The sequence below is a fragment of the Pseudomonas sp. Y3 TE3536 genome (assembly GCF_053629175.1).
Genome location: NZ_JBRJHU010000001.1, coordinates 3269471 through 3288579 on the forward strand (window position 1 = coordinate 3269471; position 19109 = coordinate 3288579).

17 protein-coding genes are annotated in these 19109 nt (G+C 62.2%); 6 read left to right on the plus strand and 11 right to left on the minus strand.

Features of this window, described 5'->3' with window-relative positions; all coding sequences use genetic code 11:
* The first annotated feature begins 18 nt into the window (after window positions 1-18).
* On the plus strand, window positions 19-666 hold the full coding sequence (gene pdxH, locus AB7M33_RS14810; RefSeq protein ID WP_027594230.1) for a pyridoxamine 5'-phosphate oxidase: 648 nt from the start codon (window positions 19-21) through the stop codon (window positions 664-666).
* A 140-nt stretch (window positions 667-806) separates the two neighbouring features.
* Here pdxH and AB7M33_RS14815 read toward each other — a convergent pair whose 3' ends face one another.
* Window positions 807-1040 carry a hypothetical protein gene (locus AB7M33_RS14815; protein ID WP_454243041.1) on the minus strand — a complete coding sequence of 78 codons (234 nt, stop codon included), beginning with the start codon at window positions 1038-1040 and terminating at the stop codon, window positions 807-809.
* 151 nt (window positions 1041-1191) lie between these two features.
* Here AB7M33_RS14815 and AB7M33_RS14820 point away from each other — a divergent pair, with 151 nt between their 5' ends.
* Entirely contained in the window at window positions 1192-1656 is a 465-nt protein-coding gene (locus AB7M33_RS14820; protein ID WP_027594232.1) for an outer membrane lipoprotein, read from the plus strand.
* A gap of 78 nt (window positions 1657-1734) precedes the next feature.
* Here AB7M33_RS14820 and nhaA read toward each other — a convergent pair whose 3' ends face one another.
* The 8 genes from nhaA to AB7M33_RS14860 all read right to left on the minus strand — a co-directional run bounded on the left by nhaA (window position 1735) and on the right by AB7M33_RS14860 (window position 10810).
* A complete protein-coding gene (gene nhaA, locus AB7M33_RS14825) occupies window positions 1735-2910 on the minus strand; it encodes a Na+/H+ antiporter NhaA (RefSeq protein ID WP_027594233.1) in 1176 nt (391 codons plus the stop codon).
* Window positions 2911-3235: 325 nt separating this feature from the next.
* Window positions 3236-4849 carry an NAD(P)/FAD-dependent oxidoreductase gene (locus AB7M33_RS14830; RefSeq protein WP_099430247.1) on the minus strand — a complete coding sequence of 538 codons (1614 nt, stop codon included), beginning with the start codon at window positions 4847-4849 and terminating at the stop codon, window positions 3236-3238.
* A 103-nt stretch (window positions 4850-4952) separates the two neighbouring features.
* Entirely contained in the window at window positions 4953-5627 is a 675-nt protein-coding gene (locus tag AB7M33_RS14835) for a COG3650 family protein (protein ID WP_099430246.1), read from the minus strand.
* Window positions 5628-5864: 237 nt separating this feature from the next.
* A complete protein-coding gene (locus AB7M33_RS14840; protein ID WP_085273538.1) occupies window positions 5865-6566 on the minus strand; it encodes an ABC transporter ATP-binding protein in 702 nt (233 codons plus the stop codon).
* A complete protein-coding gene (gene livG, locus AB7M33_RS14845) occupies window positions 6567-7334 on the minus strand; it encodes a high-affinity branched-chain amino acid ABC transporter ATP-binding protein LivG (protein WP_027594237.1) in 768 nt (255 codons plus the stop codon).
* Window positions 7331-8587: a high-affinity branched-chain amino acid ABC transporter permease LivM gene (locus AB7M33_RS14850; protein ID WP_454243042.1), complete on the minus strand. Its 1257-nt coding sequence runs from the start codon at window positions 8585-8587 to the stop codon at window positions 7331-7333. Before AB7M33_RS14850 ends, livG begins: the two co-directional genes overlap by 4 nt.
* Window positions 8584-9507: a high-affinity branched-chain amino acid ABC transporter permease LivH gene (gene livH / locus AB7M33_RS14855; RefSeq protein WP_008097482.1), complete on the minus strand. Its 924-nt coding sequence runs from the start codon at window positions 9505-9507 to the stop codon at window positions 8584-8586. The genes AB7M33_RS14850 and livH overlap by 4 nt, the downstream gene beginning before the upstream one ends.
* Before the next feature lie 187 nt (window positions 9508-9694).
* Window positions 9695-10810 (minus strand): branched-chain amino acid ABC transporter substrate-binding protein, encoded by a 1116-nt coding sequence (locus AB7M33_RS14860; protein ID WP_027594239.1) that lies wholly within the window; start codon window positions 10808-10810, stop codon window positions 9695-9697.
* Between the two features lie 360 nt (window positions 10811-11170).
* Between AB7M33_RS14860 and AB7M33_RS14865 the strand changes: the two genes are divergently transcribed.
* A complete protein-coding gene (locus AB7M33_RS14865) occupies window positions 11171-11482 on the plus strand; it encodes a DUF2288 domain-containing protein (RefSeq protein WP_454243043.1) in 312 nt (103 codons plus the stop codon).
* A 205-nt stretch (window positions 11483-11687) separates the two neighbouring features.
* Complete coding sequence (locus tag AB7M33_RS14870; RefSeq protein WP_454243044.1) at window positions 11688-12575, plus strand: NAD(P)-dependent oxidoreductase; 888 nt, start codon at window positions 11688-11690, stop codon at window positions 12573-12575.
* On the opposite strand, the gene AB7M33_RS14875 is transcribed toward AB7M33_RS14870, so the two are convergent.
* Window positions 12475-14739 (minus strand): putative bifunctional diguanylate cyclase/phosphodiesterase, encoded by a 2265-nt coding sequence (locus tag AB7M33_RS14875; protein ID WP_265968795.1) that lies wholly within the window; start codon window positions 14737-14739, stop codon window positions 12475-12477. The two genes, AB7M33_RS14870 and AB7M33_RS14875, sit on opposite strands and share 101 nt — an antisense overlap.
* Window positions 14740-15020: 281 nt before the next feature.
* Entirely contained in the window at window positions 15021-17867 is a 2847-nt protein-coding gene (gene rapA / locus AB7M33_RS14880) for an RNA polymerase-associated protein RapA (protein ID WP_099455117.1), read from the minus strand.
* 151 nt (window positions 17868-18018) lie between these two features.
* On the opposite strand from rapA, the gene AB7M33_RS14885 reads away from it, so the two are divergent.
* Both AB7M33_RS14885 and AB7M33_RS14890 read left to right on the plus strand, forming a co-directional pair.
* Complete coding sequence (locus AB7M33_RS14885; protein WP_454243045.1) at window positions 18019-18714, plus strand: M949_RS01915 family surface polysaccharide biosynthesis protein; 696 nt, start codon at window positions 18019-18021, stop codon at window positions 18712-18714.
* Between the two features lie 61 nt (window positions 18715-18775).
* Window positions 18776-19105 carry an aspartate-semialdehyde dehydrogenase gene (locus AB7M33_RS14890; RefSeq protein WP_085273530.1) on the plus strand — a complete coding sequence of 110 codons (330 nt, stop codon included), beginning with the start codon at window positions 18776-18778 and terminating at the stop codon, window positions 19103-19105.
* Window positions 19106-19109 lie beyond the last annotated feature (4 nt).

Sequence of the window (19109 nt, forward strand, 5' to 3'; positions counted from 1 at the left end):
CGTCAAGGAAACGCAGCCATGACTCAAACCCTGGCCGATATGCGCCGCGACTACACCCGTGATGGCCTGGCAGAAGCCCAGGCCCCGGGGGAGCCGTTCGCTTTGTTCCACCAGTGGTTCGCCGATGCGGTGAAGACTGAACAACCCCCGGTCGAGGCCAACGCCTTGACCCTCGCCACGGTCGATGGCGAGGGCCGGCCCCATTGCCGCGTCTTGCTGCTCAAGGGGCTCGATGACCGTGGTTTTACCTTCTTCACCAACTACGAAAGTGCCAAGGGCCAGCAACTGCAGGCCAACCCTTTCGCCGCCATGACGTTCTTCTGGCCGGCGCTGGAGCGCCAGGTACGTATCGAAGGGCGTGTGGAGAAGGTCACGGCCAAGGAGTCGGACGATTACTACCAGGTGCGACCGCTGGGCAGCCGCCTGGGGGCTTGGGCCTCGCCGCAAAGCCAGGTAATAACCGGCCGCGAAGCGTTGGAAGCGCTGGTAAAGGCGACCGAGGCGCGGTTCTGTGACACTCAGCCGCATTGCCCCGAGCATTGGGGAGGGTACCGTCTGTTGCCTGAGCGTATCGAGTTCTGGCAGGGGCGGGCGAGCCGCCTGCATGACCGGTTGAATTACCGCCTGGTCGATGGGCAATGGCTGCGAGAGCGGCTGGCACCCTGAGATCCTGGGGCTGCTTTGCAGCCCATCGCGACACAAGGCCGCTCCTACAGGAGATCGTGTATCCAGCAACTGGCGCGTTCCCCTGTAGGAGCGGCCTTGTGTCGCGATGGGCCGCAACGCGGCCCCAGCGATCGATCAGGTTACCTCGTATAAGCCGCCGCCTCCCGCTCCAACCAACTCGCCAGCGCCTTGCGCTTGACCTTCTCTTTGCGTGCCTGCTCCAGCCGCTGCAACATGTAGTCACGCTTCTGCGCATCCTTCCCGGCCATCGATAGCGCCAGGTCGCGGTCCATCCAGCGGCGCATGCGCACATACAGCCACCCATGGAAGTACAGCCCTGCGACAGTTGTCACCACGACGATGAAGTAATCCATGGCTATCCTTGGTCTCACTTGAAAGGCCCCTCGATACAGTCCATGCAGGCTGTACCCAGGCTGAATGAAAACAATTTTATTGCGTCTGCGTCGTGACAGCCGTCAACGCGCAGCGTCTAATGAACACCGATGACTTTTGGAGATTTTACCTATGCGTAAATCCGCTTTGCTGGTGGCGACCTTTACCACCATGTCGCTGTTGCTGGGGGGCTGTGCCTCGAGCCTGACCGGCGATAGCTACTCCCGTGATGAGGCCCGTCGCGTGCAGACAGTGCGTATGGGTACCATCGAATCCCTCCGTCCGGTCAAGATCGAAGGCACCAAGACCCCAATCGGCGGTGGCGCTGGCGCCATTGTCGGTGGCGTTGCCGGCAGTGCAGTCGGTGGTGGCCGCGGCAGCATCGTTGCTGCCGTAATTGGTGCAGTGGCCGGTGGCCTGGCAGGTTCTGCCGCCGAGGAAGGCATCACTCGCACCCAGGGTGTTGAAATCACCGTGCGTGAAGATGACGGCAGCATGCGTGCCTATGTGCAGGCCGTTCAGGAAAACGAGATTTTCCGGGTTGGCGACCGTGTTCGCATCATGACCGTCGACGGTACCAGCCGCGTCTCGCACTGAGCCTTGACCCGGTTGTAGCGCAACAATAAAAAACCCCGACATGGCCACGCCAGTCGGGGTTTTTTAATGCCACTGTTTTTAGCTTGCGAGGGGTTTTCGGCTGGCCATGGCAGTGACGGCATAGCCGATGACCGCGGCGAAGAACGAGCCCGTAAGGATGCCCATGCGGTCCATGCCCGCGTAATCGCTACTGCCTGGCACGAATGCCAGCGAGCCCACGAACAAGCTCATGGTGAAGCCGATGCCACAGAGGATCGCCACCCCCAGCAATTGCCCCCAGTTTGCGCCTGCCGGCAACGCGGCCAGGCCAAGTTTGATCGCCACCCAGGTCAGGCCGAAGACCCCTACCGTCTTACCCAGCAGCAAGCCGACAGTGATACCCAGCGGTACTGGATGAGTGAAGCTGTCCAGGTTCATGCCTGCCAGCGAAACACCGGCGTTGGCGAAGGCGAACAGCGGCAGAATGGCGTAGGCAACCCAAGGGTGCAGGGCATGCTCCAGGGACAGCAGCGGCGACGTTTCGGCGTTGCGGGTGCGCAGTGGGATGCACAGCGCCAGGGCGACACCCGCCAGCGTGGCGTGAACACCGCTCTTGAGCACGCACACCCAAAGCACCAGGCCGATGATCAGGTAGGGCCCGAGTTTGACCACGCCAAGCCGGTTCATGGCCAGCAGCGCTACCAGGCAGGCGCCGGCCAGCAACAGCGAGACGCTCGACAAGGTGCCCGAATAGAACAGGGCAATGACAATGATCGCGCCCAGGTCATCGATGATCGCCAGGGTCATCAGGAACAGCTTCAGCGAGACCGGTACCCGCTTGCCCAGCAGTGCCAGCACGCCCAGGGCGAAGGCAATGTCGGTGGCGGTGGGGATGGCCCAGCCGGCGACCGCAGCCGGGTCGTCGCGGTTGATGAACCAGTAGATCAGTGCTGGTATCACCATGCCACCCACCGCAGCGGTAGCGGGCAGGACTATCTGCGAGGGCTTGGAGAGGTGGCCGTCGACCACCTCGCGCTTGACCTCCAGGCCGATGAGCAGGAAGAACAGCGCCATCAGGCCGTCGTTGATCCACAGCAGCAAGGGCTTGGCGATTTCCAGCGCGCCAACTTTGACCGCCACCGGGACGTCGAGCAGGCCGTTGTACAGGTAGGACAAAGGTGAGTTGTTGATGACCAGCGCAAGAACGGCCGCGGCGATCAGCAGCAGACCGCTGGCAGCTTCGAGCTGAAAGAATCGGGTGAAGAGGCTACGCACGGGCTATGGGCTCTCCCTGAGAGATTAAGGATGGAACGGGCGTACACCCTAGCCTGTGGCGATATGCTTTAAAACAAAAACTATATTCGTTTTTGTTATATGTTATTGCTGCCTGGGCTGTGGCAAGCCTAGACGGTGTTGCGGAATGCGTGGGTAGGGTAAATCCGATTATCTCTGCAGGCTTTTCTGGCACTGCAGGGCCCCGCAGACTCGATTCCGTGTAGGAGCAGCCTTGCGCTGCGAAGAGGCCGGTGAAAGCAGCGAAGCTCTATGTGCTGCCACCGGCCTCTTCGCAGCGCAAGGCTGCTCCTACCAGAGGCGGGCCTTATGCGTTCAGCCCGAGCATATCCCGCGCCACCGCCTCGGCAATGCGAATGCCATCGACGCCAGCGGACAGAATACCGCCCGCATAACCCGCACCTTCGCCCGCTGGGAACAGCCCCTTCAGGTTCAGGCTCTGGAAGTCTTCACCCCGGGTGATGCGCAGCGGCGAAGACGTGCGCGTCTCGATGCCGGTCAGTACAGCATCGTGCAGGTTATAGCCCTTGATCTGCCGATCGAATGCCGGCAGTGCTTCGCGGATCGCCTCGATGGCGAAGTCCGGCAAGCTCGGCGCCAGGTCGCCCAGGGTCACGCCCGGTTTATAAGACGGTTCGACACTGCCCAGGGCCGTGGACGGCCTGCCGGCCACGAAGTCGCCAACCAACTGCGCCGGTGCCTGGTAGTTGCTGCCACCCATCACGTAGGCGTGGGCTTCCAGGCGCTCCTGCAGCTCGATACCGGCCAACGGGCCACCCGGGTAGTCGCGTTCCGGGTCGATGCCGACGACGATGCCGGAGTTGGCATTACGTTCGTTACGCGAGTACTGGCTCATGCCGTTGGTAACGACGCGGCCAGGCTCGCTGGTGGCCGCGACCACGGTGCCGCCTGGGCACATGCAGAAGCTGTACACCGAACGGCCGTTCTTGGCGTGGTACACCAGTTTGTAGTCGGCGGCGCCGAGCTTCGGGTGGCCGGCGTACTTGCCCAGGCGCGCCTTGTCGATCAGCGTTTGCGGGTGCTCGATACGGAAGCCGACCGAGAAGGGCTTGGCCTCCATGAACACGCCCTTGGCGTGCAGCATGCGGAACGTGTCGCGGGCACTGTGGCCCAGGGCCAGGACCACATGGCGCGAATGCAGCTGCTCGCCGCTTTCCAATACCACGCCGGTCAGCTGCCCATCATCGGTCAGCAGGTCGGTGACTTTCTCCTGGAAGCGCACTTCGCCGCCCAGGGCGATGATGTCCTGACGCATCTGCTCGACCATACCGGTCAGGCGGAAGGTACCGATGTGCGGCTTGTTGATGTAGAGAATCTCATCGGGCGCACCGGCCTTGACGAACTCTTCCAGCACCTTGCGGCCGTGGTGCAGCGGGTCCTTGATCTGGCTGTACAGCTTGCCGTCGGAGAACGTCCCGGCGCCGCCTTCGCCGAACTGCACGTTGGACTCCGGGTTGAGCACGCTTTTGCGCCACAGGCCCCAGGTGTCCTTGGTGCGCTGGCGCACTTCTTTGCCGCGCTCGAGGATGATCGGCTTGAAGCCCATCTGCGCCAGCAACAGGCCGGCAAAGATGCCGCAGGGGCCGAAGCCGACCACGATCGGGCGTTGCTCGACCTCGGCAGGGGCGTGGCCGACGTACTTGTAGGTAACGTCAGGCGCGACGCCGATGTTGCGATCGTCTTCGAATGTGCGAAGCAGCTCGGCTTCGTTGCTGGCTTCGAGGTCGATGGTGTAGATGAACAGCAGTTCGCTGTTTTTCTTGCGTGCGTCGTAGCTGCGCTTGAACAGGTTGAAGCTGAGCAATTGCTCATCGCGGATGCCCAGGCGCTGGACGATGGCTTCGCGCAGGGCTTCGTCAGGGTGGTCCAGGGGCAGCTTCAGTTCGGTGATTCGTAGCATGGCAGGGTCCAGTATCCCGGCCATGGGCGGCCGGCGGCTTTACACAAACCGCCAAGTATAAGCTGTTCGCCGCCCTGACTGGCAGGATAAAAGCGCCCGGCGATCAGTTGTCGCGTGCACCACCGTAGTAACCGCAGCCTTGCAGGGTCTTGCCATCGATGCGCAGCTCGGCGCGCAAGTGACGAACTGCCCCGGTCGCGCTGTCCACGCAGCGTTGCGGTGCGACCCAAAGCTCCACGTGCTGGCCGTTGGCTTCGCTGGTCAGGGTCAGGCCGCCACCGGGTACTTCTTCTTCCAGGAACGGCAGGGGCAGCGGCGCCTGGCCTACGCGGCTGACGACCATGCCTTTGCCGCTGGCTTTGATGTCCCAGTCGGGTTCGTGGCCGTTGGCACGCAGGGTCAGTTGTTTGAAGTTGGGGTCTTCACAGGCCCGGGTCGAGGGCTCCAGGCGGTACAGGCGGCGGACGTCGAGCTGGCCGTCGGTATTGGCCTGCTTGCTGCCAGTCAGGCGGCCGCGCACGTCGGCGAACAGCTTGTCGCCAGCATCCTTGGCGAGGTTGGCGGCTTCCTGCAGGATGCCAGTGCTGGCGGCGTCGTTGATCACGAAACGGCGGCTTTCATTACAGGGTTTGAACAGCAACTGGCCCCCGGCGGCGCTCAGTTCGCCCTGCATGCGCGTGGTGCCGATGTTCGGGTCGGTCGGCGTGGCAGCCATGAGCTGGCAGCCGGCGAACAGGGGCAGCATGGCGGCGAGCAGCAGGGAGGGGGTGAGGCGCATGGGGCGGGCTCCGGCGATCGTTGCAAAAGAGCTGGCCACGTTACTCAGGGTGCGCGGCGATCACAAGCTTTGTTGATAGCCTGTGCCGGCCTCTTCGCGGGTAAACCCGCTCCCACAGGTACTGCACAGCTTTCAAAGTATCTGCTGGTCTGTGGGAGCGGGTTTACCCGCGAAGAGGCCGGCACAGGCCATATAAATGCAGCAGGAAGAACAAAGGGCCCGAAGGCCCTTTGCTCATCAACCACCCAGGTAGGCGTCACGCACCTTCGGGTCACTCAGCAGTGCTTCACCCGTGCCCTGCATCACCACCCGTCCGTTTTCCAGTACATAGGCACGGTCGGCGATCTTCAGCGCCTGGTTGGCGTTCTGCTCCACCAGGAACACCGTCACGCCGTCACGGCGCAGCTGTTCGATGATGTCGAAGATCTGCTGGATAATAATCGGCGCCAGGCCCAGCGAAGGTTCGTCGAGCAGCAACAGCTTGGGCTTGCTCATCAGCGCCCGGCCAATGGCGAGCATCTGCTGCTCGCCACCGGACATGGTGCCGCCGCGCTGGATATAGCGCTCCTTCAGGCGCGGGAACAGCTGCAGGACCTTGTCCAGCTGCTCCTGGTAATCGCCCTTGTCGGTGAAGAAACCGCCCATGGCGAGGTTCTCTTCGACCGTCAGACGGGCGAACACGCGGCGCCCTTCGGGGACTACGGCGATGCTCTTGCGCATGATATGCGAGGAGGTCTGGCCGACCAGTTCTTCACCCAGGTACTTGATGCTGCCACTGTGCGCCTGCGGCGAGCCGCACAAGGTCATCAGCAGGGTCGACTTGCCTGCGCCGTTGGCGCCGATCAAGGTGACGATCTCGCCCTGGTTGATTTCCACGTTGACGCTGTGCAGTGCCTGGATCTTGCCGTAGAAGGTGGAAACGTTCTCGAACTTCAGCATTTACGCTTCCCCCAGGTAAGCCTTGATCACATCAGGATTGTCGCGAATCTGCTCCGGCGTGCCGTCGGCCAGGGGGGTACCCTGGTTGATCACCACGATATGGTCGGAGATGCTCATCACCAGCTTCATGTCGTGCTCGATCAGCAGCACGGTGACGTTGTGTGATTCGCGCAGGTAGGCGATCAGGGCTTTGAGGTCTTCGGTCTCTTTCGGGTTCAGGCCTGCTGCCGGTTCGTCGAGCATGATGATCCGTGGCTGGGTCATCATGCAGCGGGCGATTTCCAGGCGGCGTTGCTGGCCGTAGGCGAGGGTGCCGGCGGTGCGGTTGGCGAATTCGGTCAGGTTGACCTTCTCCAGCCAGTACTGCGCGCGTTCCATGGCTTCCTTCTCGCTGCGGCGGAAGCTCGGGGTCTTGAACAGGCCTGCGAAGAAGTTGGTGTTCAAGTGCCGGTGCTGGGCGATCAGCAGGTTCTCCAGCGCGGTCATTTCCTTGAACAGGCGGACGTTCTGGAAGGTCCGTACCACGCCCTTGCGGGCGATCTGGTGGCCGGCCAGGCCCTGGATCGGCTGGCCATCGAGCAGGATGGTGCCGCCGCTGGGCTTGTAGAAGCCAGTCAGGCAGTTGAACACGGTGGTCTTGCCAGCGCCGTTCGGGCCGATCAGCGCCACCACCTGTTTTTCTTTGACGGTCAGGGCCACGCCGTTGACCGCCAACAAGCCGCCGAAGCGCATGCTCAGGCCGCTGACTTGCAGAATTTCGCGGCTCATCGACGCAGCTCCATGTGTGGACGTTGCATAGGCAGCAGGCCTTGCGGACGCCAGATCATCATCAACACCATCAGCGCACCGAACATCAGCATCCGGTATTCGCTGAACTCACGCATCAGCTCAGGCAGCAGGATCATCACGATGGCCGCGAGGATCACGCCCAGTTGTGAGCCCATGCCGCCGAGCACGACGATGGCGAGGATGATCGCCGATTCGATGAAGGTGAACGACTCGGGGGTCACCAGGCCTTGGCGAGCCGCGAAGAAGCTGCCGGCGAAACCGGCGAAGCAGGCACCCAGGGTGAATGCCGAGAGCTTGATCACGGTAGGGTTCAGGCCCAGTGCGCGGCAGGCGATCTCGTCTTCACGCAAGGCTTCCCAGGCACGACCGATCGGCATGCGCAGCAGGCGGTTGATGACGAACAGCGCCAGCAAGGCCAGCAGCAGCGCTACCAGGTAGAGGAAGATGACCTTGTTGATCGAGTTGTATTCCAGCCCGAAGAACTCGTGGAAGGTCTGCATGCCCTCGGCGGCACGGCGTTCGAAGGTCAGGCCGAAGAACTCTGGTTTGGGGATGTTGCTGATGCCGTTAGGGCCGCCGGTCCAGTCGGTGAGGTTACGCAGGAACAGGCGGATGATCTCGCCGAAGCCCAGGGTCACGATCGCCAGGTAGTCGCCGCGCAAGCGCAGCACCGGGAAGCCGAGCAGGAAGCCAAAGGTGGCGGCCATCAGGCCGGCGATCGGCAGGCAGACCCAGAAGCTCCAGCCCAGGTAATGCGACAGCATGGCATAGCTGTAGGCACCTACGGCGTAGAAGCCCACATAACCCAGGTCGAGCAGGCCCGCGAGGCCGACCACGATGTTCAGGCCCAGGCCCAGCAACACGTAGATCAGAATCAGCGTGGCGATGTCGACTGCACCGCGCGAGCCGAAGAACGGCCAGACCAGCGCAGCCACGATCAGCCCCATGATGATCCAGCGCTGGGTCTTGGGCAGGGTCAGGTAGTTGCTCACCGCAGGCGGGACCAGCTTGCGATCCGAGCGGCGGCCCATCACCGAACTCCACTGCTTGTCGAACAGCACGCGCAGGAACATCAGCACCGAGCAGACGGCGATGATGCTGATGGTGAACGACCCTTGGCTGTGCACCACCAGGCTGATGCCGTCGATGCTCAGTTTCAGGCCCAGTACCGGGAAGGCCACGGCCCATACCAGCAAGGCGCTGAAGAACGCCTGTTTGAGATTTTTGTTCATACTTTTTCAACCTCCGGGCGGCCCAGGATGCCGGTCGGCCGGAACAGCAGGACAAGTACCAAGAGACCGAATGCCACCACATCCTTGTACTGGTCGCCGAAAATGTCGGCGCCGAAGGCTTCGGCCACACCCAGCACCAGCCCACCGAGCATGGCGCCCGGAATGCTGCCGATGCCACCCAGCACAGCGGCGGTGAAGGCTTTGAGGCCCACCAGGAAGCCGGCGTTGGGGTTGATCACCCCGTACTGCATGCTCAGCAGCACGGCCGCCACCGCCGCCAGTGCGGCACCGATGACGAAGGTGAGGGCGATGATGTTGTTGGTGTTGATGCCCAGCAGGTTGGCCATCTTGATGTCCTCGGCGCAGGCACGGCAGGCGCGGCCCAGGCGGGAACGGGAGATGAACAGGGTGAGCAGGGTCATGGCCACCAGGGTGACGACGAACACCAGGATCTGCATGTAGCTGATCAGTACTTCTTCAGCACCGCCTGGCCCGAAGGAGAAGCTCCCAGGGATCAGGTTGGGGATGGATTTGTCCTTGGAGTCCTGCGAAAGCAAGACGGTGTTCTGCAGGAAAATCGACATGCCGATGGCGGAAATTAGCGGGATCAGACGGTTGCTGTTGCGCAGAGGGCGGTAGGCAACCCGTTCGATGCTGTAACCATAGGCACTGGTGACGAAGATCGTTGCGACGAAGGCGACGGTCATCAGGATCGGCAGCGAATGGATACCCATCATGGCCAGGCCCGCCAGGGCGATGAAGGCCACGTAGGAACCGATCATGTACACCTCGCCGTGGGCGAAGTTGATCATGCCAATGATGCCGTACACCATCGTGTAACCGATGGCGATCAAGGCATAGGTGCTGCCGATGGTCAATCCATTAACCAGTTGTTGGAAGAAATGGTAGATCTCAGGCATTACAGCGCTCCTAAAAACCTGATTTGCATTTCACTGGCAGGGGTACGGCCAGGAAACCGCGGGTGACGGTTTTAAGATTTTCAGGTGGACCGGCCCCCGGATCGCGGGGATCAGGCCCATGAACCTCGTAAAACAAAGCCCACTGCTCGCACAGTGGGCTTCTACGGTCAGCTATTTAGTCACGCAGTTACTGAGGGGAAACTTCAGTCTTCGGCTTGCCGAAGTGCCATTCGTAGACCACGAATTTGAAGTCTTTCAGGTCGCCCTTGGCGTCGTACGACAGGTCGCCGGTAGGGGTCTTGAAGGTGCCGTTGTGGATGGCTTCGGCAACCTTGGCGGTGTCTTCCGACTTGGCGGCCTTGATGCCTTCAGCGATCAGCTCGACAGCCGAGTAGGCCGGGAACACGAACGGGCCACTTGGGTCTTTGCCGTCAGCCTTGATGGCGTCGACGATGGCCTTGTTCGCAGGGTCTGCGTCAAACGACTTCGGCAGGGTAACCAGCAGGCCTTCGGAAGCGCCCTGGGCGATCTGCGAAATGGAGTCGTTGCCGACACCTTCCGGCCCCATGAACTTGGCTTTCAGGCCTTTTTCCTGAGCTTGACGCAGGATCAGGCCCAGCTCTGGGTGGTAGCCGCCGTAGTAGACGAAGTCGACGTTGTTCTGCTTGAGCTTCTGGATGATCGAGGAGAAGTCTTTGTCACCGGCGTTCAGGCCTTCGAAGACGGCTACCTTGGTGCCTTTGCCTTCCAGGGTCTGCTTGACCGCGGTGGCGATGCCTTCACCGTACTGCTGCTTGTCGTGCAGTACCGCAACGACCTTGGGCTTGACGTGGTCGGCGATGTAGTTGCCGGCTGCCGGGCCCTGGGCGCTGTCCAGGCCGATGGTGCGGAAGATCAGCTTGTAACCACGGGCGGTGATTTCTGGGCTGGTGGCGGCGGGGGTGATCATGATCACGCCTTCGTCTTCGTAGATGTCGGACGCAGGCTGGGTGGAGCTGGAGCACAGGTGGCCGATGACGAACTTGACGCCGTCGTTGACCACTTTGTTGGCGACTGCCACGGCCTGTTTAGGGTCGCAGGCGTCGTCGTATTCCTTGGCTTCGAGCATCTTGCCATCGACGCCGCCCTTGGCGTTGATGTCTTTGATGGCTTGCTTGGCGCCGATGAACTGCATGTCGCCGTACTGGGTGACAGGGCCGGTCTTAGGCCCTGCGATCCCGATCTTGATGGTATCGGCGGCAAACGAATGGCTGGCTACCCCGGCCAGAACCATTGCGGCGAACAGCTTGGAAATCTTGATCATAGTGCTCCACTCATTCTGTTGTAATTCTTATAGTCCTGGCGGCCAGGGCTACAGACCGGGCGGGATTTGCGGTATGGCCACGCCATACTGCATGCCCACCTTCCCCCGGAACATGTCCCGGAACTGTACCGGTACAGTGTAGAGCGCTGTCCGAGCGCTTGAAAAGCGGTCAAAAAGAGCCTGTTTCCTGGGTTGTCGCTTGATCGACACAAAGATACAAAAAGGCGCCATCAATTTGCCTGTATCTGCGGCCCCACCCCCTAAGTTCGGGGCCGATCGACCAAATTACGTATTTGAAACCGGGTTTTTCTGCAAAAATACCGGCCTTTTTTATTGGCCGATTTTTGCGGGTACAAACCCATGACTGATCAAACAAGCACCCTCTATGCCAAATTGCTTGGCGAGACGGCAATCATCGAGTGGAAAGCACTGGAGCGCTTCTGGGCGAAGGGTGACCTGATTTGGGTCGACCCCAGCCTGGACCTGATCGCCGTTGCTGAAGCAATGGCCGAGAATCGCAGCGAGATCTTCGCCAAGTGGCGCAGTGATGGCACTGTGGGGCCGGTCACTGCTGAGCAGGCATTGGACCTGCAAAACCGCGACCCAGATATCTGGGCGGTGGTGGTTTCACCGTTTATCGTGATTCAAGCGAAGCGTTCGGAATCGGCGTGATCGTTTTTGGTGCGTGAAAATGCGCAGCCCGCCTTAATTTGGTGCTTGAAGGCGATCAGCCGGGTAGAGGTAAGTAACAATTCGGCGTGGCGGTAACAGTTTACGGGATGCGTAATGTGGCCGCTGCTCGCCCCTTCGCGGGTACACCCGCGCCTTAGGCCCTGACTGCGGCCTCAAAAAATAACAAATGTGCCAGGAGTCGTTCATGAGTTCACAACTACCTTCGCTAGGATTCGCCGGCATTGGCCTGATGGGCCTGCCGATGTGTCGGCGCCTGCTGGCTGCCGGCTACCCCTTGACGGTGTGGAACCGCAGCCCGGACAAATGCGCCGAACTGGTGGCGGCTGGCGCGCGCCTGGCAGCAAGCCCGGCCGCGTTGTGCAGTGACAGCGACATGGTGCTGCTGTGCCTGGCCGACACGCCGGTGGTGCGCGAGGTGGTGTTTGGTGAACAGGGCATTGCCCAGGGCGGGCGCAGTGGCCAACTGCTGATCGACTTCTCCAGCCTCGAACCGACCGCCACCCGTGAGATGGCTGCCGAGCTCGCTGCGCTGTGTGGCATGGCCTGGCTGGATGCGCCGGTGTCCGGTGGCACGCCGGGGGCCGAGGCCGGCACCCTGGCAATCATGGTCGGTGGCGAAGCGGCTGACTTGCAACGCGCGCAGCCGGTGCTGCTGACCCTGGGCCAACGTGTAACGCACATGGGCGCCGTGGGTGCAGGCCAGGTGACCAAGGCTTGCAACCAGATGATCGTGGCCTGCAATGCGTTGGTGATCGCCGAAGTGGTGGCGTTGGCCGAGCAATCGGGGGTTGATGCGACACTGATCGCTGAGGCGTTGGCGGGAGGTTTTGCCGATTCGAAACCCTTGCAGATCCTCGCTCCGCAAATGGCCGAAAGCCGCTTCGAGCCGATCAAGTGGCATGTGCGTACGCTGCTCAAAGACCTCGACAGCGCGGTCAAATTCGCCCGCGAGCAGGGCTCGGCGACACCGCTCAGTGGCCTCGCCGCGCAATTGATGCGCTTGCACGGTAGCCAGGGCTACTTGCAAAAAGATCCGGCGACCCTGGTATCGCTGTATCGCAGCAAGGGCTGAGCACGCCTTTGTGGCGCTCCAGCCGCTCCAGGATGGGCCGCAATTCGCCCAACGCCACCGGGCGGCCGAGCAGGTAGCCTTGCAGGTAGTCGCAGCCGTGGGTTTCGAGGAATTCAAGTTGCTCGACGGTTTCCACCCCCTCACTGACTACCTGCAAGTGCAGGGTGTGGGCCATGACGATGATGGCTTGGACGATCTCGCGGTCTTTCTGGCTGCCGGGTACCTCCTGCAGGAAGGTCCTGTCGATTTTCAGCACGTCCAGCGGCAGGCGCTTGAGGTAGGCCAGTGACGAATAACCGGTGCCAAAGTCATCGATCGACAAGGCCACGCCGAGGGCGCGCACGCGCTTGAGCAGGTTGACCGTGCGATGAATATCGCCCATCAAGGCATTCTCGGTGACTTCAAGCTCCAGGTGGCGGGGCGCCAGCGCCGAGTGATACAGCGCTTTCTCCACTTCGCTGGGTAGCTCATCGTGGCTGAGGGTTACCGCCGAGCAGTTGACGGTGACCTTCAGGTCAGCAAAGCCATGACGGTGCAGTTGCGCCAGGTCGGCGCAGGCGTGGCGCAGCACCCACAGGTCGAGGTCGATGATCAAACCATTCGCTTCGGCGATACCGATGAACCGGTCGGGCCCGAGCAAGCCGTGTTGCGGGTGCTGCCAGCGGACCAAGGCTTCGAGCTTGGCCACCTGGCCATTGCGCAGGTCGAAGATGGGCTGGTAGTGCACGCACAGCCCGCGTTCCTCCAGCAGCGCGATGCGCAGTTCTTCTTCCAGCTGCAGGGCGAGGGTGGCGCGGGTTTTCAGGCTGTCGTTGAAGAAGTTGAGGCTGTTGCGGCCGTTGCCCTTGGACTGGTACAGGGCAAGGTCGGCGTGCTTGAGCAGCTCTTCAGCGGTGTGGCCATCGTCGGGGAAAATGCTGATACCGATACTGGTGGTCATGACCATGCGTCGGCCACCCAGGTCGATGGGCTCCTTCATCCGTTGCATGATGCGCTGCGCCAGGTGGCGTGCCTCGTCACGGTTGTTGAGGCTGGTGACCACGCAAAACTCGTCGCCCCCGAAACGCGCCACCAGGTCGTGGCTGCGGGTGGCTGCCTTGATGTGGTTGGCAATCACCTTGAGCAGTTCGTCGCCGGCGGCATGGCCAAGGCTGTCGTTGATCCGCTTGAAATGGTCGATGTCGAGGAACATCACCGCCAGGCGGTTTTGACTGGTGGTCTGTTCGGCGAGGCGTTCGGCGAATACCTGATTGAAACCGCGGCGGTTGATCAGGTTGGTCAGGGCGTCGTAATGCGCGGCCTGTTGCAGCGAGGCCCGTGCCTGGTCGAGCTGGCTAAGCAGGATGCTGACCCGGCGCAGGTCGTGCTCCTTGCTTTGCAGCTTCTTGTCGGCCAGTGCCGCACTGATGCTGGCGCCGCTGATCAGCAGGGTAATGAAGGCAATGGTCAGCCCCAGTTGCAGGCTGTTGTCTGCCGAGGGCAGGCGCAGGGCGGTATCGGCGGGAATGACCAGGGTCATGGCTGACATCGCAGTGAAGTGAGTCGCGACGATGCCACCGGCCATCACCAGGCTGGCGCCGTACTTCAGGGCTTGGTGCAAGGTGCCGCTGCCATTGCGGAAATACCGCGCCAACAGCAACGCCGCGAGGCTGGTGAGCATAGCGATGACCACGCAGGCGAGTAACAGCCCGGTCTGGTAGTACTGCCGGGCGCCGGTCTCGAGGGCGGCCATGCCGACAAAGTGCATCAGGATAATACCGGCACCAATCAGCACGGCACTTTGCAGGTAGTGCTGCACTCGCATTTGGCTGCGGTTGAGGCTGTTCATGCCCAGCCAGGCAACGATCAATGCAATGAGCAACGAGAGGACGGTCAGCGAGACGTCGTAGTGGACTTCCACCGGCGCCTGGAAGGCCAGCATGCTGATGAAGTGCATGGCCCAGACACCGCCAGCCAGGCAACAGGCGCCAAGCACGCGCCACTGGCGTTGCGCGGTGGGGTGTTCGTTGTGGGATTGCCGCTCGGCCATGTCCAGGGTCGCGAAACAAGCCGCGCAGGCCACGGTAAAGGCGAGCAGAACAAGGAAAGGCTCGTGGCGACAATCGATGACGATGCGTCCGGTTGCCGGCAGATCGGCGAACAGTTGCAGTCCCAACCAGTCCATTGCGTGCCTCTTGGCCGAGTTTTCACGCGTCTCCGGTACAACGCCTTGGGAGACTGTCCAGAGGCAGTATAGGAAGAGGTGGTTAGGCCTTCCTGACTAATGGCACTTTGATTTCTACGATTTGGTTATGCGTTCAATAGCAGCCAGGAATATGGCTACTGGTGCCGCGCCACCTGTAGGAGCAGCCTTGCGCTGCGAAGAGGCCAGTTCAGACACAGCCAATGCTGTGGCTCTACCGGCCTCTTCGCAGCGCAAGGCTGCTCCTACAGGGGCGGGGTGTATCAGCCGGCTACCAGCACGCGAATGGCTTCGAGGCGCAAGGCAGCTTTCTCAAGCATCGCCAGGCCTTCTTCACGCTGCTTGCGCAGGGCGTCAATTTCGCTGTCGCGCACGCTTGGGTTGACGGCTTGCAGGGCAACCATGCGCGCCAGCTCTTCGTCGGCCTCGGCCTGCAAGCGACGCTGCGCTTCGGCCACACGCTCGACGTGGGTCGGCATGATCTTGGCTTCACCACCACTGATGCGCTGGGCCAATACATCCCGCTGCGCCTGGACGAACTTGTTGGCGCTGGCGCGCGGCACGCTTTCGAGCTGGTCGTTGAGCGTTTCGAATGCCACGCGCGACGCCAGGTCGTTGCCGTTGGTGTCGAGCAGGCAGCGCAGGGCTGCCGGCGGCAGGTAACGGCCCAACTGCAGGGCGCGCGGTGCCACCACCTCGCTGACGAACAGCAGTTCGAGCAGCACGGTACCCGGCTTCAGCGCCTTGTTCTTGATCAGCGCAACGGCGGTGTTGCCCATCGAGCCGGACAGCACCAGGTCCATGCCACCCTGAACCATCGGGTGCTCCCAGGTCAGGAACTGCATGTCCTCGCGGGACAACGCCTGGGCGCGGTCGTAGGTGATGGTCACGCCTTCGTCGTCTCCCAGCGGGAAGCTGGCGTCGAGCATTTTCTCGCTCGGCTTGAGGATCAGGGCGTTTTCCGAATGGTCTTCGCTGTCGATGCCGAACGCGTCGAACAGGGTTTCCATGTAGATCGGCAGGGCGAACTGGTCATCCTGTTCGAGAATTGCCTCGACCAGTGCCTGGCCTTCACCGGCCCCGCCAGAATTGAGCTCCAGCAGGCGGTCGCGGCCGCTGTGCAGTTCGGCTTCCAGGCGCTCGCGTTCGCCGCGGGCATCGGCCACCAGTGCATCCCAGGCTTTGCTGTCACCGCTTTCAAGCAGCGGCAGCAGGCGAGGGCCGAACTGATGCTGCAGGGCATTGCCGGTCGGGCAGGTGTTGAGGAAGGCGTTGAGCGCTTCGTGGTACCACTGGAACAGGCGCTCTTGCGGGCTGTCCTGCAGGTAGGGCACGTGCAACTGGATGGTGTGCTTCTGGCCGATCCGGTCGAGACGGCCGATACGCTGCTCGAGCAGGTCCGGGTGGGCCGGCAGGTCGAACATCACCAGGTGATGAGAGAACTGGAAGTTGCGGCCTTCGCTACCGATCTCGGAGCAGATCAGCACCTGGGCGCCGAACTCTTCGTCTGCGAAGTAGGCGGCGGCGCGGTCACGCTCGAGAATGCTCATGCCTTCGTGGAAGACCGAGGCAGGAATGCCGGAGCGCACGCGCAGGGCGTCTTCCAGGTCCATGGCGGTTTCGGCATGGGCGCAGATCACCAGTACTTTGGTGCGCTTGAGCATCTTCAGGGTATCGATCAGCCAGTCGACCCGAGGGTCGAAACGCCACCAGCGCTCGTCGTCAGTGATGTCGCCCTGCGCCTGGAAGGCGACTTCCGGATACAGCTCGGCTTTTTCGCCAGGCGGCAGATCGCGGTACTGCTCCGGCATCGCTACCGGGTAGGCATGCAACTCGCGCTCGGGGAAGCCCTGAACGGCTGCGCGGGTGTTACGGAACAGCACGCGGCCAGTGCCGTGGCGGTCGAGCAGCTCGCGGATCAGGCGCGCGCTGGCTTGGGTATCGCCATCGCTGACGGCTGCCAGCAAGGCTTCGCCTTCGGCCCCGAGGAAACCATGGATAGTGGCGTGGGCCTCCGGCGACAGGCGACCTTCGTCGAGCAGCTCCTGTACCGCCTCGGCGACCGGGCGATAGTTTTCGCTCTCGGCACGGAACGCCACAAGGTCGTGGAAACGGTTGGGGTCGAGCAGGCGCAGCCGGGCGAAGTGGCTGTCCTGGCCGAGCTGTTCGGGGGTGGCGGTGAGCAGCAGCACGCCAGGGATCACCTGGGCCAGTTGCTCGACCAGGCCGTACTCGGCGCTGACCTGGTCTTCATGCCAGACCAGGTGGTGGGCTTCGTCGACCACCATCAGGTCCCAGCCTGCGGCAAACAGCGCGTCCTGGGCTTTTTCGTCGTCAACCAGCCATTCCAGGGCCACCAGCGCGAGCTGGGCGTCTTCGAACGGGTTGCTGGCATCGCTCTCGATGAAGCGCTCGGCGTCGAACAACGCCACTTGCAGGTTGAAGCGCCGGCGCATTTCCACCAGCCATTGGTGCTGGAGGTTTTCCGGGACCAGGATCAGTACGCGGCTGGCGCGCCCTGAGAGCAGCTGGCGATGGATGATCAGGCCTGCCTCGATGGTTTTGCCCAGGCCGACTTCGTCCGCCAGCAGCACCCGGGGTGCGCTGCGGTCAGCGACTTCACGGGCGATGTGCAACTGGTGGGCGATCGGTTGTGCGCGGCAGCCACCCAGGCCCCAGAGCGACGACTGCATCTGCTTGCTGGTGTGCTGCAAGGTGTTGTAACGCAGGCTGAACCACGACAGCGGGTCGATCTGGCCGGCGAACAGGCGGTCGCTGGCCAGGCGGAACTGAATGAAGTTCGACAGTTGGGTTTCCGGCAGGGTACGCGGCTGGTTTTGCCCGTCCAGGCCGTGGTACACCAACAGGCCATCGACATCGTCGACCTCGCGCACGGTCAGCTTCCAACCGTCGAAGTGGGTGATCTGGTCACCTGGCGAGAAGCGCACGCGGGTCAGCGGCGCATTGCGCAGGGAATACTGGCGGGTGTCGCCAGTGGCCGGGTAGAGCACGGTCAACAGGCGGCCATCCTGCGCCAGGATGGTACCCAGGCCGAGCTCTGCTTCGCTGTCGCTGATCCAGCGTTGCCCCGGTTGATACTGCTGCGCCATACTGCCTGAACTCCCGCGATGAAAAGCCGGCTATGTTAACGGATCGGCCGGTCAGACCAAAGTGTTGAAGTGCACCGAAGGGTGCCGAAGACCAACAGTCTAGCCGTTTCATCGACCAACACCGTCTTGTAGACGAGGGCCGCGCACCAACATGTCCGCCAAGCACCGCTGGTTGAACGTATCCCTGGCCGTGAGCAGCCTTGTGCTGCTGGCCGGCTGCGAGCAAAAAAGCTTCGAGACCTTGCCGGCGATTACGCCCGGGCAGCTTGAGGCACTGGGCGTGCAGACGCCGATCAAGAGCGTGCACTTTCGTGACCGCGACGGCGAAGGCCTGCTGGTGCTGAGCCGCACCGACGGCCAGGCCACCGACGCGGAAAACCAGCAGGAAGTGGACAAGGTAGTGCTCAAGGCCACGCTGTATGGGCGCACGGCCGAAAGCGATGCGTTCAAGGCACGCTGGCAGATCGAGCAGGAAACCACCTGCCCGGGGCTGGACCTGGATGTCGACTTCTATTCCGATGTCAGCGATGTCAGTGACCTGAACAAGGACGGTATCGCCGAACTGACGGTTGCCAGCCATGCCTTCTGCGGCGGCGGCATCGACCCTCACGATATCGCCATCGAAATGCGCGAAAGCCAGGCCATCTACACCATTACCGGCCAATCGCTGATCACCCCGGCGGGCGAGGAGCCGATCGGCGGCGAGCGCGAAGACAGCGCCTCGCTCAAAAGCGCGCCGCAGGTACTGCGCGAGCACATGGACGCAGTCTGGCAGCAGGTCTACAAGCGGCCCTGGAGCGAGGCGAGCCCGCCGAGCGATGACGACCCCGATGACGAAGTCGAATAAGCGTTGTCTCTATTCAAGGTAGGACAACGCCCGCCGATACAGGGGTAATAGGAGACTTTCCATGTTGCCGCCGATTATTCCGCTCAGTGCAGCCCCGGTAACCTCGCAACAGGACCCGGTCAAACCCACTCCCGACATCAAGCCGGTGGTCCCCGCGCAGCCGACCTCCGGTGAAAGCGCCATCAACCTCAAGCAGCAGCGCGACCCGCAGGAGCAGGCCTTGATCCTGCGTGATGAACAGCGTCGTCAACAGCAACGTCGGCAAAAAAGCGACAGCGAGCTTTACAGCGCGTTACCGGGCGATGAAGTCAACGCCGACAACACCGTGCCGGTCGCCCCCTTGATGGGCGAGAGCCCACGCCAGGGGCTGCTGGTCGACATCGAAGTCTGACGCG

What these genes read in the sequence shown, in the direction of transcription:
- AB7M33_RS14875 (WP_265968795.1), bottom strand. Translation starts at nt 14,739, where the DNA reads ATGGACTGGTTGGGACTGCAACTGTTCGCCGATCTGCCGGCAACCGGA.
- AB7M33_RS14815 (WP_454243041.1), bottom strand. Translation starts at nt 1,040, where the DNA reads ATGGATTACTTCATCGTCGTGGTGACAACTGTCGCAGGGCTGTACTTC.
- AB7M33_RS14840 (WP_085273538.1), bottom strand. Translation starts at nt 6,566, where the DNA reads ATGCTGAAGTTCGAGAACGTTTCCACCTTCTACGGCAAGATCCAGGCA.
- rapA (WP_099455117.1), bottom strand. Translation starts at nt 17,867, where the DNA reads ATGGCGCAGCAGTATCAACCGGGGCAACGCTGGATCAGCGACAGCGAA.
- pdxH (WP_027594230.1), top strand. Translation starts at nt 19, where the DNA reads ATGACTCAAACCCTGGCCGATATGCGCCGCGACTACACCCGTGATGGC.
- AB7M33_RS14850 (WP_454243042.1), bottom strand. Translation starts at nt 8,587, where the DNA reads ATGAACAAAAATCTCAAACAGGCGTTCTTCAGCGCCTTGCTGGTATGG.
- livH (WP_008097482.1), bottom strand. Translation starts at nt 9,507, where the DNA reads ATGCCTGAGATCTACCATTTCTTCCAACAACTGGTTAATGGATTGACC.
- AB7M33_RS14820 (WP_027594232.1), top strand. Translation starts at nt 1,192, where the DNA reads ATGCGTAAATCCGCTTTGCTGGTGGCGACCTTTACCACCATGTCGCTG.
- AB7M33_RS14835 (WP_099430246.1), bottom strand. Translation starts at nt 5,627, where the DNA reads ATGCGCCTCACCCCCTCCCTGCTGCTCGCCGCCATGCTGCCCCTGTTC.
- AB7M33_RS14860 (WP_027594239.1), bottom strand. Translation starts at nt 10,810, where the DNA reads ATGATCAAGATTTCCAAGCTGTTCGCCGCAATGGTTCTGGCCGGGGTA.
- AB7M33_RS14885 (WP_454243045.1), top strand. Translation starts at nt 18,019, where the DNA reads ATGTCCGCCAAGCACCGCTGGTTGAACGTATCCCTGGCCGTGAGCAGC.
- livG (WP_027594237.1), bottom strand. Translation starts at nt 7,334, where the DNA reads ATGAGCCGCGAAATTCTGCAAGTCAGCGGCCTGAGCATGCGCTTCGGC.
- AB7M33_RS14830 (WP_099430247.1), bottom strand. Translation starts at nt 4,849, where the DNA reads ATGCTACGAATCACCGAACTGAAGCTGCCCCTGGACCACCCTGACGAA.
- AB7M33_RS14890 (WP_085273530.1), top strand. Translation starts at nt 18,776, where the DNA reads ATGTTGCCGCCGATTATTCCGCTCAGTGCAGCCCCGGTAACCTCGCAA.
- AB7M33_RS14870 (WP_454243044.1), top strand. Translation starts at nt 11,688, where the DNA reads ATGAGTTCACAACTACCTTCGCTAGGATTCGCCGGCATTGGCCTGATG.
- AB7M33_RS14865 (WP_454243043.1), top strand. Translation starts at nt 11,171, where the DNA reads ATGACTGATCAAACAAGCACCCTCTATGCCAAATTGCTTGGCGAGACG.